The following is a 15,058-nucleotide window of genomic DNA, read 5'->3' as shown; positions in this document are numbered from 1 at the left end:
GGCGGAGTTGGCCGGCGAAGAATGCACCGGACGACGCTTTTTGCAATAAATTGTATTAATCAAATTTATTTGTTGATAATAAATTGAATATGCTGGGGACACCAGCCGGAAGGAAAACGGGTATAGAAAGCTGGAAATCCTCCTTGGATTAGTCAAAAAGCCACAATTGAGTTATGGATAATTTGTTTCGGAAGTTGATGCGGTGATTTGAGGTAATATGCTAAATTGAAGGAAATTGCGGAACTTGCTTTGCTAATCGCCTCGTTTAACACCAACCTGCTTCAATCCATATTAGCTGCTCATGAAACAACTTGTTACGCTTTTTCTTCTCTTACTAGGTAGCACGCTCGCCAGAGCTGCCACGTACTACACCTTCACGGGTGGGGGTACTACGGGCAACTGGGACAACGCTGCCACCTGGACTACGGACCCCAGCGGCTCCACTTCGGTAAACCCGAGCAACGTGGTACCTGGTGCCAACGATGCGGTGCTGATCCTCAACGGCTATACCGTGACCATGACGGCCAACATCAGCAGCTCCAACCTGGCCGTGACGATTGAAAAGGGTGGGGTACTGGATATGGGCACCAGCCAGTTTACCCAAACGCTGCCTTCTTTGTCGGGACAGGGCACGCTGCGGCTGTCGTCGACAAGCTTTCCGGTAGTGACTACCAACAACTTCGACGATGCCAATACCGGCATTGTGGAGTACTACAACCTGGTCGACAACGCCGTGCTGCCGACGCCCGCCAGCGGGCAGTACAATGAGTTGCGCCTGCTGAACACGTTGGCCACCAACCGGAACATGGTGCTTAACAGCACCCTCACCCTGAACGGTGCGCTAACCCTCTCGCGGACGGGTACCGGGACCCTGAGCTTCACCATGGGCAACGGCGCGGCCCTGACGACCAACGGCGACGTGACCGTGGGCACCGGCACCTCCTGGCGCTCCAACCAAACGGGCAACGCAACCAGCACCGTGACGGCCAGCGGCAACATTACCGTAGCCAGTGGCGGCTCCATCGTATTCTACTATACCAACGGGTTGAGTGGGGGCCGCAAGGTTACCAGCACCACCAACATCACCTTCACGGGCACCAACGACCGGACGCTGACGGCCAACGGCACTACTACCCTGAACGCCATTACCGTCAGCAAAGGCACCAGCTCGCAGTTTGTGCAGCGCATTGTAGCGGCTTCGGCCGGGCTGTTTTCGCTGAATGCCACCAGCGGCAACATTATTATTCTGGATAAGGGTACTCTACGTCTTTCCAGCAACATCACTGTGAACTTCGTAAATGCCACCAACGGCAACGACGGCTATACCATTCCGGCCAGCGCCGGCCTGTGGGTAGATGGGGCCACCGTGACGGTGGCCAGCGCTGTGAAAGGTGGCCTGATTAGCGAAGGGCTTTTTCGGATTTCGGCTGGCAGCTTCACCTCAACCGGCAATGACGGCTCTGTAATCGGCGACCAAGGCAGCTACCTGATTGAAGGTGGCACCATGACGGTAGAAAAGTTCAGCCCAGTAAAAACGGGAACTCCGCTGGGTAGCTTTACCATCAGTGGAGGGGTTTTCAACCTACAGGATAGCGGCGCGCAGCTAAACAACCAACAAGGGTTTGCGCGGTTTTCGGTTCCTTATCCCACGCAGTCCTTCACCATGAGCGGTGGGACGATTAACTTGAAGGATACCGAATCGAGTGGCCCAGGCAAGAATACCGGTATTGAAATTGGCGTGCAGGCTACCAACTATTCCGTGACCGGGGGTAACGTAAATGTTATGCTGCCGGGAGAAACCAACCGGAAGGATCAGCTTTTCAAAATCTCCAGCACAGCTCCTTTCTGGAACCTGAACATTACCAAACCATTGGCTGGCAGAACTTCCACCGTGGTTTCGCTTGCGGCTGGTATTGAGTCAGCTAATATTGCGCGGCCTCTGGTGGTGCTAAACGACCTCACCCTGAGTGGCTCGAATACGCCTACGCTCCTGGCCAACGACCTGGATGTGACGGTACAGGGCGACTTTACCATTGCCTCGGGTACGGTGTACACGCCGGGTGCCAACACCACGCGCTTCACGGGCAGCCAGGACCAGGCTTTTTCCAACAACGGCACCATCACCAGCGGGTTGAACAACCTGCTCATGGACAAAGCCAACGGCACCGTGCAGCTGGCCGGTACGTCGCCTTTCCTGGTACGAAGCCTGCTCACCCTCAGCAACGGCGTCCTTGATGACGCCGGCAAAACGCTGACGGTGCAAGGCAACATTATCAACTCGGCCACGCACACCAGCAGCGGCACCACTACGGGCAGCATCACCCTGGCCGGTACCGCGCTGCAAACGCTGGGTGGGGATGGTTCGGGCGTGTTTGGCAACCTGATCATCAACAACAGCACCCTGGCAGCGGGCGCCGTAGCGGCCTCGCTAAGCGCCGCGCAAACCGTGAGTGGCAAGCTCACCCTAAACAGCAACCACCTGCTGGATATCAACACCCAGCGTCTGTCGATTACCTCCGTCAGCAACGACGCCATTGCGGCGGGCACCGGAGGCTTCTCGCAAAACCGCATGATTCGGACGAGCGGTAACCAGAGCGACGGGGGCATCCGCAAAACCTACGGCGCCTTCGGGCCTTCCGAAGCCTTCGTGTTTCCCGTGGGCACGCAGATTACGGTCAGCAACGTGACGGCCAACTACTACACGCCGGCTGTTATCAACCTGACGGCTGCGCCTTCCCGCTACGGCAAGATTACCGTGGCCCCGGTGAAAACAGCAAACCCCTTTGCCACCAGCAGCAACCTGTTGCGCTACTACTGGAAGGTAACCAACTCCGACTTCGTGCTGCCCGTGGGCCAGATGCTCATGACGGACCAGAGCTTCACGGGCTACAACAGCTTGACTACGGGTACCATTTCCAGCTACATCCCCGCCTACTACGACCCGACTACCGCCACCTGGGAAAGAACGGTTGACGTGAACCAGGTAGTGGAAGGCACCACGCAGTTTGTCATCAACTTTGCGTCGGTGCCCGCCAGCGGGGAGTTTACGGCGGGTGAAACCGGTGCTTTCGGCGCCATCACCAAGTACTACAGCATCAGCAACGGCCCCTGGAACCAGGCGTCTACCTGGTCGACGGTCGGCTACAACTCGGCCGTGAATACCGGCACCTTTCCCGGAGCCGGCAACCCCGCCTTCGTGGGCAACAGCCGTACCGTAACGGTTACCACCAACGCTACCCGTGCGGGCAGCCTGCAAATCGACAACACCGGTGTAGTGGACCTGGGCACCACTACCGGGCACAACTTTGGGGCGCTGCCCGAAGCCAAAGTAAACGGCTCAGGCACGCTGCGCATTTCCTCCGCTACCGCCTTGGCTCAGTTTCCCGGCGGCGACTTTGGCAGCTTCCTGGGCGAGCAGGGCGGCACCGTGGAGTATTACACCACCGGCACTGCCTTCAGCATCCCTCTGACCTCTTTCACTAGCCAGACGCTCAGCTCTTACTACAACCTGGTGCTGAACTCCGGCAGTGGCCTTACCCTCACGCTGCCCGCCCTGGACTTGCGCATCTACAACGATTTGCGGGGTGGTACGCGCACGGGCTTCACCGGCACGGCCGTCCTGAATGCGGGTGTAGCCGGCAACCTGATCATCGACGGTAAAATTGATCAGCAGCTGGGCAGCCTGTTCTACGGCACCGGGGCGCGTAGCGTAGTAGTGGGCAAAGACGTGCTGGTCGGTACGGGGGCTTCCTTCGGCATCAGCAACGGTGCTACCACCAACACGCTGCAGATTGGTGGCGGCGTGACCAACAACGGCACGTTTACGCTGGCCCCTACGGGCAGCACCGGCCGGGTGAATGTAACTTTTGTGAACGAGGCCGATGCCAAGATAACGGGCACGGGCACCACCACTACTTTCAACACGCTCACCGTAAATAAAGGTGCTTCCCGCACCCCCACGCTGACGCTTGACGTGGCTGGCGCCCTCACCGTACCTACCACCGACAACTGGCTGGTGCTGACGAATGGTACCTTCAGCTTCGCCAAAGTCAACGGGACCGTGAAAGTCAACACGGGCAACTACACCGTGGGCAGCACGGCGGGCCTGCAGGTGAACGGCGCCGGCGCTACGCTCAACGTAGCCACCGGCGGCAACCTGCTGCTGGCGGGCCGCCTGGCTTCACTACTGGGCACGCTCAACGTGGGCGACCAGGCGGCGGCTACCGACAACACCATTGAGTACTCCAGCGCTACGGAGCCGGAAATTGCGGTTGGCGCCGGTACCCTGAACGTAAACGGTCAGATCCGGCGTCCCCTCACGACCACCCAGGGGGCCCTGGCCTACTCGCAAAGCGGGGGGGCGGTACTCGTGAAAGGCTACGGCTCTACCAGCAGTACCCGGGCGCAGTTTGAGGTGCTGAACACCAACAGCTCATTCACTATGTCGGGCGGTACGCTCACGCTGCACCGCACCAACAACAATGGCGGCGTTATTGCCGACTTGTACCTGCACCCAGCTGCCAGCAGCGTAACCGGGGGAGAAATCATCCTGGGCAGCACGGCGGGCATCGGCACCGTAAACCTGAACGTGGACACGACCATCCCGCTGTACAGCCTGACGGTGGCCAGTGCCCCGGTCGGCAGCGCCACCACAGGTACGCTGGTGCAGAACCCCTTGATTCTGGGAGGCAACTTCAGCATTGGCAACAGCAACTCCGTTTTCAACGCCAACGGCTTTGATGTATCGGTAGCCGGTAGCTTCAGCAACGGTAATGGCTCGGCCAGTACCTCTATCACGGGCGGCGGCTACCGCGTGGGCTCTACTACGCAAACCACTACTTTGAATGGCAGCACGGCCAGTCAGCTGGTAGCTGGCACCACGGCCAACCTGACGGTGTTCAGCAACCTGACGGTAAACAATACCTTCACCAACGGCCAAGTAACCCTGCAGCCAAATTCCGCCTTGCTCGTGAACGGGACTTTCTCCCTGATTGTAGGCACGCTGAACGACGGGGGCAACACCATCAAGGCCCTGGGCAACGTGGTAAACTCCGCCAAGCACAGCGGCACGGGTAAAATAGTGCTGGAGGGCACGGCCAACCAGAACATCGGGGGCAGCGGGGCCGGTATCTTCGGCAACCTGGAGCTCAACAACAGCCTGGGCGCTACTACCCTGGCCGCTCAGCAAATTGATGGGGTACTCACCTTCACCAACGGTATCCTGAGCATCGGCTCCAACCTGCTGAAGCTGACCAACACCAGCAGCACTGCTATTGCAGGCGCCGCCACTACCGCTGCCACCACCACGCGCTTTATCCGTACCAACGGGATTGTGGCCGATGCTGGCGTGGAAAAAGCCTTTGCCAGTGGCGCCGGCTCCTTCGTGTTCCCGGTAGGCACAGTCTCCAAGTTCACGCCCGCCAGCTTCAACCTAACTAGCAACGGCGCGGCCGGTACTATCACGGTAAACCCTGTGAACGTGAAGCATCCTTCCACCACGGATGCTTCCAACCTGGAGCTAAACTACTACTGGCGCGTGAGCAGCACGGGCCTGAGCAACCCCACCGTTACGCAGCAGTATACCTACCAGCAGACGGATGTGCCAGTTCCGGTGGCTCCAGCGACAAGCCCAGAACCCAACTTCTTTGCCGGTCGCTACCTAACGAATGCATGGGTACCACAGAACGGCATTGCTGGGGCAATAAATACGGGCAACAACACCATAACCCTGACCGGCGTGAACTACGTGGACGGGGACTACACGGCGGGGGCTCCGAGCGAGTTTGGTGCGGTTAAAACCTACTATAGCCGCAACGCCACGCAAACGGGCTCCGGCGCCAACTGGGATGCTTCTACTTCCTGGACCTTCAATGCTGACGGCTCGGACTCTTCGCCGCTGCCTACCACGTTCCCCTCGGCTGCCAACCCGGTAGTTATTCTGCCCACGCACCTGATCAATACCAACGGGCCAGGACGGGGAGCTTCCTCCCTGGTGCTGAATGGTACGCTGAACGTGGCCGGTTTTACGGCCAACAACTTTGGCGTGGTGACGGGTACCGGGACGCTGGTTATCAATTCCTCTACGTTCCCGGCCGGTAACTTCACGGCCTTCACCAGCAGCACGGGCGGTACCGTCGATTACAATGGTACTATCGTGACGCTGCCGCCCCGCTCGGTGTACAACAACCTGAGCTTCTCGGGTACGGGTACTTCCAAGTCGCTGGGTAACCAGAGCCTGCAAATCAACGGCTCTTTCGACGTGGCCGCCTCAACCACCGTTACCAATAACAGCAACATCGACGTTACCCTGCTCAGCACCACAAAGTCGCTGACCAATAGCGGGAACATCAACCTGGGCAATGGCAACCTGACTATTGCGTATACCCTGAGCAACCAGTCGGGGGGGACGCTCACCCTGGGCACGGGTAAAACCACGGTTACCGGAGCCATTGTGAATGCCGGCACCATTACCGCTGGCGTGGGCAACATCAGCACGGGAGCGTCCCTCACCAACTCCGGCACTTTCACTTCGAATGCCGGGGCGCTGCAGGTCGCAACCAGCCTCGTGAACTCGGGCACCTTCAACGGGACAGGCCAGACGGGTACCGTAACCGTGGGACAGAACCTGACGACATCGGGCAACTTCAGCGCCAGCAACGGCGCCATGTCGGTGACGGGCACGCTTACTAATGCGGGCGTATATACGGCCAATGCAAATCAGCTCACTCTGGACGGCAACTTTGCCAATACCGTGGGCAGCTTTGCCGGAGGCAGCGGAGAAATTCTACTGCAGGGAAACTGGCTGAACTCGGCCACCTACACCGGTGGTACGAGCACGGTGCGCTTCCTGAGCAACAGTAACCGCTCCGTAGCCGGTACGGTGCCCACCCAGTTCTATCAGGTTTACAAGTCGGGTAGTGGGATTCTGACCCTGGCGCAGAGCGCATCGGTTTCTTACCTGCTCAATCTCGACAACGGCAACATCGTAACGGGTACCAACACGCTGTCCCTCACAAATACGGCTATTCAGCCCGTGGTGGGGGAAAGTCAGTCTGCCTTCGTTTTCGGCAAGCTGGCCATCAGCTTCCCCAATACGGCCGACGCCTCGCGCAGCTTCCCGGTGGGTAACGCCGAGTATTACCGCCCGGTTACCATCCGGCAGGCTAGCGGCTCGAACGCCGTGGTGCTGGTAGAAATGTTTAATACAGCCCCTACTGGCTCCTTCGTCACGGGCTCGGGCCTGGCCAACCTCTCGCGTACCCGCTACTACCGCATCAACCTGCTGTCGGGCACCATCACCAGCCCCACCGTGCGGCTGAGCTTTAACACCAACGTCCGTACCGACGAAGGCGTGAACGTACCCGGTAACCTGCGCATTGCCCGGGCTACCACCGCTACGGGCCCCTGGTCCAACGCGGGTGGTTCGGGGGTGTTCTCGCCCGCTGCTCCGGCTGGATACGCCGTGTCGGGCGCTACCACCATCGTGGGCGAAACCTACTTCTCCCTGGCTTCTACCAACACCGTGGACAACCCACTGCCCGTAGAGCTGGTGAGCTTCACGGCCAAGGCTACCGGCGCCACGGTACAGCTGAACTGGGTTACCTCGTCGGAGCGCAACAGCGCCTACTTCGTGGTAGAACGCTCCCTGAATGGTACCACGTTTGAAGCCGTAACCCAGGTAGACGCGCAGGGTACTACCTCCGCCCGCCATGCCTACACGGCCGTGGATGCCCGTCCCTACCAGGGCTTGGCCTACTACCGGTTGCGCCAGGTAGACCTGGATGGCCGTACGGCTTATAGCGAAGCCGTAACGGTACAGGTAACTACTTTGGCTAAAGCCTCCTTCCAGGCCTTCCCCAATCCCACCAGCGGCACGCAGTTCACGGTGCGCGCGGTGGGCATGCAAGGCGCTACCGGCACCCTGCGCATCACCGACGGCTTTGGCCGGGTAGTGCAGGAAATGCCCGTTGGCCTGACCCAGCCGCAGCAGGACATCACCGTGCAGCCCACCGTCAAGCTGGCGGCCGGCGTGTACCTGGTGTCCCTGCAAACGGCCAGCGGCCGCCTCGTGCAGAAGCTGGTGGTAGAATAGCCAGCAGCGTGCCACTACCAGAAAAGGCGGCTCCTCCGGGGCCGCCTTTTTTGTGGCCAAAGCCGCCAGGATGCTTACCTTCATCCCCGCTAAAAGTCCCCGTTCCATGACGCTTACCATCCGCAGCCTGGCCGAACTCCTGCAGTACGAAGGCCAGGAGCTGGGCACCTCTGCCGCCCACACCATCACCCAGGAGCAAATCAACCAGTTTGCGGCCGCCACCCTCGATTTTCAGTGGATTCACCTCGACCAGGAGCGCGCCCGGGTGGAGTCGCCGTTTGGGGGCACCATTGCGCACGGCTACCTCACGGTGGCGCTGCTGCCCTACCTTTGGTCGCAGCTGGTGGTTATTGAGAACCTGAAGATGCAGGTGAACTACGAAATTGAAAGCCTGCGCTTCAACCAGGCCGTGCTGGTAGATAGCGCCGTGCGGCTGCGGGCCAAGCTGCTTTCTGTGAAAGACCTGCGGGGCATTGCCAAGGCCCGCATCGAGGTGACGCTGGAAATCGAGGGCAGCAAAAAGCCCGCCTACACCGGCGTCATCACCTTCCTCTACCACTTCCTGGAACGCCCCGGCGCCGTTTCGTAGGGCGTCTTCGCCCTTTCTACGCGCGCTTACGCCCCTTCTAAGGGCACTTACGCCTGCTCGTAAGGGGTTTACGCCCCTTCTATGCGCCTTTACGCCGCTTCGAAGGAGGTTTACGCCGTTTCTAAGGGAGGTTTCGCCACTTCTAAGGAGGTTTACGCCACTTCTAAGGGTACTTACGCCGTTTCTAAGGAGGTTTACGCCTCCGTAAACGGGGGGCGGGGGGCGGCCGAACTATTTTCGGCGGCGCTAAAATATTTTGTCAGCTGGTGCGTCTGCGCCAGTAGAATGGAAACCATTGCTTTACCTCTCGATGCCTCACGGATGACGGCCGGCCACCAGGACGAGCAGATACAGGCCGCCGTGCGCGCGCAGCGCGGCCGGCTGCTGCAATTCATCCGCCGCCGCATTCCCGACCCCAACGAGGCCGAAGACGTGCTGCAGGACGTGTTTGCGGAGCTGGTAGAAAGCTACCGCATGCTCAAGCCCGTAGAGCAGGCCGCCGCGTGGCTGTTCCGGGTGGCCCGCAATAAAATCACGGACCTGTACCGGCGCAAGAAAACGGCTTCTCTGGAAGCCGAAATGGCCGCGTACTCCGGCGACGAGGAAAATGACTTGTTGCTGGCGGATATCCTGCCCGCCGTGGACGACGCGCCGGAAAACCGACTTCTGCGCCAGACCCTGATGGAGGCCCTCAGCGAGGCGCTGGCCGAACTACCCGCTGCCCAGCGTCAGGTGTTTATCTGGCACGAGCTGGAAGACAAAACCTTCCGGGAAATGGAAGAGGAAACCGGGGTGCCGCTCAAGACCCTGATTTCGCGCAAGCACTACGCCGTACAGCACCTGCGCAAACGCCTGCAAAAGCTCTACACCGAGCTATTTACCGACTAAGTGGCCGAAGTAGGCCCCATCCCTGGGCTGTCGACAACGGACAACAAATAAATCAAACTCTCATGAACCGCTCCTTTTGGCTGCTGCGCGGCCTCAAAATTACCTTCTTTATTCTGCTGTTTGTGGCCCTAGCTGGCTACGTCACCATGCACTTGTGGAACTGGCTGCTGCCCGCGCTGTTCAACCTGCCGCTCATCGGCTTCTGGCAGGCGCTGGGGCTGCTGGTGCTTTCCCGCATCCTGTTTGGGGGCTGGGGCCGGGGCGGTAAAGGCCACAAAGGCTGGGCCCGCCACCGCCGCCAGTGGAAGCACAAGATGGAGTCGCGCATGGCCGGCCTGACCCCTGAGGAACAGGAAAAATTTCGCCAGAAGATGGAAGGCGTCTGCACCGGCCCGGCCTGGATGCGCCGCCGGTCCACCGAGCCGGATCAACCGGCCTCGGTATAGGTAAAAGCCGTAGCGGCACCTGAGGAATCAGGTGCCGCTACGGCTTTGATGTTGTTTGGCCCTGTAGTATCAAGTAAAAAGCTTAGCTCCTCAGGGGTAAACTTCACAGGGAAATTAGTAGAGCGGTACTTTCTGTTCTCTTAGAAAGGAAATATTTCCTCAAGCAACAAAAAGCAGCTTCTGATACTTCAGAAGCTGCTTTTTGTTGCTTGAGGGCTGTTGATTAGAAATTCCGCTCGCCTGCTTCGCGCTTGCCCAGCATCACGGCGCCTACCATAGCTACCAGGAACAGCACCGAAGCCAGCTCGAAGGGCAGCAAAAAGTCGGTGTAGAGTTTCATGCCCAGTTGGGCTACCATGCCAATTTGGGAGTTGAAAGCGGTGCCAGCGGCTACGCCGGTAGGTTGTACGTCTTTCAGGGCGGCCACCAGAATGAGCAGGAGGGACCCACCAGCTACAGCGGCGGCAACCTTGGCCAGCGCGGGCTTGTGCGGCTCGGTATCCACGTTCAGGTTCAGGAACATAATCACGAACAGGAACAGCACCATGATGGCGCCAGCGTAGACGATGATGTTCACCGCGGCCAGAAACTGCGCGTTCAGCAGCAGATAGTGCCCCGACAAGGAGAAGAACGTCAGAATCAGGAACAGCACGCTGTGCACCGGATTCTTGGCGAATACCACACCCAGCGCGCTCAGCAGCGCCACAAACGATAGAAAAAGGAAGAGTGGAGACATGGAGGAGAAGAGGATATGTTACGCCGACTGCAATTTGCTGCGCAGCGTGTCAGCTTGCTCGGGCGTGAGCTGAATGCCGCGAATGGACCGCTCGTCCGGCGACACGGGCTCCACCAGGCGGTCTTTCCCGTAAATGAACTCGTCGCGCTCAAAGCGCGGTGGGGCCATCTTGTCGGGCTGCAGGTACACGGCGGCTTTGGGGCAGGCTTCCTCGCAGAGGCCGCAGAAAATGCACCGCAGCATGTTGATTTCGTAGCTGATGGCGTATTTCTCCTCGCGGTAGAGGCCTTCCTCACCTTTCTTCCGCTCGCCGGCGACCATGGTAATGGCTTCGGCAGGGCAAGCCACGGCACACAGGCCGCAGGCCGTGCACCGCTCCCGGCCCTGCTCGTCGCGCTTGAGCACGTGCAGGCCCCGGAACACGTTGGAGAAGGGCCGTACTTCCTCGGGGTAGCGCACGGTAGCCTTCTTCATGAAGAAGTGGCGCATCGTGATGCTTAGTCCCTGAAAGATGGCCGGCAGATAAGCCCGCTCGGCCAGCGTCATCGGCTTCTTTTCTAGCTTCTTGGCTCGGTTGGTGAGTTGCATACTATGGTTCCTTTCGCCCTTCGGCCCGTATGAGCCGGAAGGCAAAGTAAGTGAAGAGGTTACTTAAATCACCCCGAACAGGATGAGGCCGCCGGTGAGCAGGATGTTGAACACGGCCAACGGGATGAGAATCGTCCAGCCCAGGCGCATCAGCTGGTCGTAGCGGAAGCGCGGCAAAGTCCAGCGGATCCACATGAAGAAGAAGATGAAGGCGAAGATCTTCAGGAAAAGCCCTACGGTACCCAGCAGCGTAATCAGGTTCTGGGCCGAAGCCAGCTCCCAGCCCTGGCTGCTCACCAACCAGTCGCGCAGCTCGTACTGGAAGGGAAAGTTGAAGCCGCCGAAGTACAGCACGCTCATCACGGCCGACACCACGAAGATGTTCACGTACTCTGAGAACAGGTACAAGCCCAGCTTCATCGACGAATACTCGGTGTGGTAGCCACCTACCAGCTCGGTTTCGCACTCGGGCAGGTCGAAGGGCGTGCGGTTGGTTTCGGCGAAGGCACACACCAGAAAGATGATGAAGCCCAGCGGCTGCTTTACGATGTTCCAGAAATGCCATTCCCCGGCCACCGACTGCTGCAGCGTAATATCGCGCAGGCTCAGGGTGCCCGAAATCATGAGTACGGCAATCAGGGCCATACCCATAGCGAGTTCGTAGCTGATGTTTTGCGAAGCGGCCCGGATGGCGCCCAGCAGGGAGAACTTGTTGTTGGAAGCCCAGCCGCCAATCATCACGCCATACACGCCCAGCGATACTACGCCGAACACCCACAGCATACCGATGTTCACCTCAATGCCTTGCAGGAAGAAAGCATTGTTGCCGAAGCTCATGTTGTTGCCAAACGGAATTACGGCCGACGACATCAGGGCGGTAATCATGGCCAGGCAGGGACCAAACACGAACAGGGCTTTGTTGGCGCCGCCGGGAAAGAATTCCTCTTTCGTGAACATCTTCACAGCATCGGCCAGGGGCTGCAACAGGCCGTAGGGTCCGGCCCGGTCGGGGCCCACCCGGTCCTGCAGAAACGCCGCAATCACGCGCTCAGCATAGGTGCAATAGGTTGCAATGAGCAGCGAAAGCGCGAAAACAACGAAGATGACAATGGATTGCCAGCCTAGTGCGGGTAGTTCAATCATGTTTTTGAGCTGTTGGCTAATAGCTGTTAGCCATTAGCTTTATGTTCGGGGAAGTAGCAAAGAAAGCTAACAGCCATCAGCCATCAGCTAACAGCCGAAAATCAGTTGCCTAATTTCAGCGGAGGATTTTTTTCCAGGTCGCGCTGGGTGCTTTCGGGCAAGTCGGCTATTACCGATTGATTGAGCACGGGCAACTCGTAGTGGTTGGCCGAAATAACGGAAGAGCGGTCAATATGCGCCGGGCCTTCAATAGTCCAGTCCGAGGTTTCCTTTTTCTCGAAGCGACACTCGTTGCAGATCCACTCTTTCACCTCGCCGTACTGGTCCTTGCGGGCCGTGGTGCGCAGCACGTCTTTGCCTTTGTACCACAGCACCACGTTGCCGGAGCACTTAGGGCAGTCGCGGTGGGCATTTACGGGCTTGGTGAACCATACCCGCTGTTTGAAGCGGAAGGTCTTGTCCGTCAGCGCACCTACCGGGCACACGTCAATGACGTTGCCGGAGAAGTCGTTGTCGATGATGTTCTCGATGTAGGTGCCAATTTCGGCAGCATCCCCGCGACCCAGCACACCATGCACCCGGTTGTCGGTAATCTGATTGGCCGTGTACACGCAGCGGTAGCACAGGATGCAGCGCGTCATGTGCAGCTGAATCAGCGGGCCAATGTCAATTTTCTCGAAGGTGCGGCGCTCTTCCTGGTAACGGGTGGTGCTCACGCCGTGCTCGAAGGCAAAGTTCTGCAGGTCGCACTCCCCAGCCTGGTCGCACACGGGGCAGTCCAGCGGGTGGTTGATGAGCAGCATCTCCACAATGCCCTTGCGCACGTTCAGTACCTGCTCCGAGGTGGTGTTTTCCACTACCATCCCGTCCTGCACCGGCGTCACGCACGAGGCCACCAGCTTTGGCATGGGGCGTGGGTCCTTGGCCGAGCCGGCCGCCACGCGTACCAGGCAGGCGCGGCACTTGCCACCCGAGCCTTTCAGCGGGGTGTAGTAGCACATGGCCGGGGGCACGATGCTGCCGCCAATCTGGCGGGCTGCATTCAGGATAGTAGTTCCATCTGGTACCTCTACCTCAACGCCATCAAAGGTTATTTTAGCCATTATCAAAAATCGTCTGTCATGCAGAGCGGAGCGAAGCATCTCGCGTGCTGACGTTGTGGTACTATTGATTACTACACGAGCGAGATGCTTCGGCTGCGCCTCTGCATGACGTTCTGTTATTACACCAGTACACCGCTTGGCCGGTACACCGCGCCGGGTTGGGCGGCTTCCTTGGCGTGGGTCACGTGCCACTCAAACTCGTGGCGGAAGTGGCGCACGGCGGCGGCTACCGGCCAGGCGGCAGCTTCACCGAGGGGGCAGATAGTGTTGCCCTCGATTTGCTTGGCCACGCTCACCAGCAGGTCGATGTCTTCCATGTGGCCGTGGCCGTGCTCGAGGCGGTGCAGCACTTTCTCCATCCAGCCCGTACCCTCGCGGCAGGGCGAGCATTGCCCGCACGACTCGTGGTGGTAGAAACGCGAGAAGTTCCAGGTGTTGCGCACGATACAGGTGGTCTCGTCCATGGCAATAAAGCCACCCGAGCCCAGCATAGTACCCGTCACAAACCCGCCATCCGATAACGATTCATAGGTCATCAGGCGGTTTTCGCCAGCGGCGGTTTTCAGGATCAGCTCCTTGGGCAGAATCGGAACGGACGAGCCGCCGGCTACTACGGCCTTCAGGTCACGGCCTTTCCAGATGCCGCCGCAGTACTCATCGGAGTAGATGAATTCCTCAACGGGCAGACCCAGCTCGATTTCGTAGATGCCGGGCTTGTTGAGGTGACCACAGGCCGAAATCAGCTTGGTGCCGGTGCTCCGGCCCACCCCGATTTTGGCGTACTCGTCGCCGCCCTCGTTCACAATCACCGGCACGGCGGCAATGGATTCCACGTTGTTCACTACCGTGGGGCGGGCGTAGAGGCCCTGCACGGCCGGGAATGGGGGCTTGTTGCGCGGGTTGCCCCGCTTGCCTTCCAGACTTTCCAACAGGGCAGTTTCCTCACCACAGATGTAAGCACCGCCACCGGGGTGCACGAACAGGTCAAGGTCGTAGCCCGAGCCCAAGATGTTCTTACCCAGGAAACCAGCCGCGTAGGCCTCGGCAATGGCTTTTTCCAGGATGCGCAGCACGTACAACAGCTCGCCGCGGATGTAGATGTAGGACGTGTTGGCGCCCAGCGCGTACGAGCTCGTAATCATGCCCTCGATGAGCAAGTGGGGCAGCTTCGACATCAGCTGGCGGTCCTTAAAGGTGCCCGGCTCCGATTCATCGGCGTTGCAGACGAGGTAGCGTGGCACACCTTCGGGCTTGGCCAGGAAGCTCCACTTCATACCCGTGGGGAAGCCCGCGCCGCCGCGCCCGCGCAGGCCCGACTTCTTCACTTCTTCCACCACTTCGTCGGGCGTCATCGTTTTCAGGGCCTTCTCCACCGAGCGGTAGCCGCCGTGCTTGCGGTACACCTCCAGGGTGTCGATGCCTTCAACGTTAATATGTTCGGTCAGCAGTTTGCGTCCCATGGTTTTGGAGCTA

Annotated in this window: 9 protein-coding genes; 4 read left to right on the top strand and 5 right to left on the bottom strand. The window is 59.2% G+C overall.

All coding sequences use genetic code 11. The features are described 5' to 3' along the window. The first annotated feature begins 301 nt into the window (after positions 1-301). From FY528_RS09555 to FY528_RS09540, 4 genes are all read left to right on the top strand, one after another. The gene (locus tag FY528_RS09555; protein WP_149070774.1) at positions 302-8,092 is read left to right on the top strand and encodes a T9SS type A sorting domain-containing protein; all 7,791 of its coding nucleotides are present in this window, start codon (positions 302-304) and stop codon (positions 8,090-8,092) included. 106 nt (positions 8,093-8,198) lie between these two features. Then, entirely contained in the window at positions 8,199-8,681 is a 483-nt protein-coding gene (locus FY528_RS09550; protein WP_149070773.1) for a MaoC family dehydratase, read from the top strand. A gap of 285 nt (positions 8,682-8,966) precedes the next feature. Beyond that, entirely contained in the window at positions 8,967-9,569 is a 603-nt protein-coding gene (locus tag FY528_RS09545; RefSeq protein ID WP_262383958.1) for an RNA polymerase sigma factor, read from the top strand. A gap of 62 nt (positions 9,570-9,631) precedes the next feature. Continuing rightward, positions 9,632-10,015: a hypothetical protein gene (locus FY528_RS09540; RefSeq protein ID WP_187632065.1), complete on the top strand. Its 384-nt coding sequence runs from the start codon at positions 9,632-9,634 to the stop codon at positions 10,013-10,015. A 223-nt stretch (positions 10,016-10,238) separates the two neighbouring features. On the opposite strand, the gene FY528_RS09535 is transcribed toward FY528_RS09540, so the two are convergent. The 5 genes from FY528_RS09535 to nuoF all read right to left on the bottom strand — a co-directional run bounded on the left by FY528_RS09535 (position 10,239) and on the right by nuoF (position 15,045). Next, positions 10,239-10,751 (bottom strand): NADH-quinone oxidoreductase subunit J family protein, encoded by a 513-nt coding sequence (locus tag FY528_RS09535; RefSeq protein WP_149070772.1) that lies wholly within the window; start codon positions 10,749-10,751, stop codon positions 10,239-10,241. Between the two features lie 18 nt (positions 10,752-10,769). Further along, positions 10,770-11,339 carry a NuoI/complex I 23 kDa subunit family protein gene (locus tag FY528_RS09530; RefSeq protein WP_149070771.1) on the bottom strand — a complete coding sequence of 190 codons (570 nt, stop codon included), beginning with the start codon at positions 11,337-11,339 and terminating at the stop codon, positions 10,770-10,772. A 63-nt stretch (positions 11,340-11,402) separates the two neighbouring features. Beyond that, positions 11,403-12,479: an NADH-quinone oxidoreductase subunit NuoH gene (gene nuoH / locus FY528_RS09525; RefSeq protein ID WP_262383964.1), complete on the bottom strand. Its 1,077-nt coding sequence runs from the start codon at positions 12,477-12,479 to the stop codon at positions 11,403-11,405. Positions 12,480-12,583: 104 nt separating this feature from the next. Continuing rightward, entirely contained in the window at positions 12,584-13,585 is a 1,002-nt protein-coding gene (locus FY528_RS09520) for an NADH-quinone oxidoreductase subunit G (protein ID WP_187632064.1), read from the bottom strand. 119 nt (positions 13,586-13,704) lie between these two features. Continuing rightward, on the bottom strand, positions 13,705-15,045 hold the full coding sequence (nuoF, locus tag FY528_RS09515; RefSeq protein ID WP_149070768.1) for an NADH-quinone oxidoreductase subunit NuoF: 1,341 nt from the start codon (positions 15,043-15,045) through the stop codon (positions 13,705-13,707). Between the last annotated feature and the right edge of the window lie 13 nt (positions 15,046-15,058).

Source organism: Hymenobacter lutimineralis, from assembly GCF_008271285.1.
GTDB lineage: Bacteria > Bacteroidota > Bacteroidia > Cytophagales > Hymenobacteraceae > Hymenobacter > Hymenobacter lutimineralis.
Note: the sequence above shows the minus strand (reverse complement) of the source record. Positions and strands in the feature narration are given on the sequence as shown.

Excerpts from the sequence above, each read along its gene's own strand:
- FY528_RS09555 (WP_149070774.1), top strand. The coding sequence starts at position 302 with ATGAAACAACTTGTTACGCTTTTTCTTCTCTTACTAGGTAGCACGCTC.
- FY528_RS09550 (WP_149070773.1), top strand. The coding sequence starts at position 8,199 with ATGACGCTTACCATCCGCAGCCTGGCCGAACTCCTGCAGTACGAAGGC.
- FY528_RS09545 (WP_262383958.1), top strand. The coding sequence starts at position 8,967 with ATGGAAACCATTGCTTTACCTCTCGATGCCTCACGGATGACGGCCGGC.
- FY528_RS09540 (WP_187632065.1), top strand. The coding sequence starts at position 9,632 with ATGAACCGCTCCTTTTGGCTGCTGCGCGGCCTCAAAATTACCTTCTTT.
- FY528_RS09535 (WP_149070772.1), bottom strand. The coding sequence starts at position 10,751 with ATGTCTCCACTCTTCCTTTTTCTATCGTTTGTGGCGCTGCTGAGCGCG.
- FY528_RS09530 (WP_149070771.1), bottom strand. The coding sequence starts at position 11,339 with ATGCAACTCACCAACCGAGCCAAGAAGCTAGAAAAGAAGCCGATGACG.
- FY528_RS09520 (WP_187632064.1), bottom strand. The coding sequence starts at position 13,585 with ATGGCTAAAATAACCTTTGATGGCGTTGAGGTAGAGGTACCAGATGGA.
- nuoF (WP_149070768.1), bottom strand. The coding sequence starts at position 15,045 with ATGGGACGCAAACTGCTGACCGAACATATTAACGTTGAAGGCATCGAC.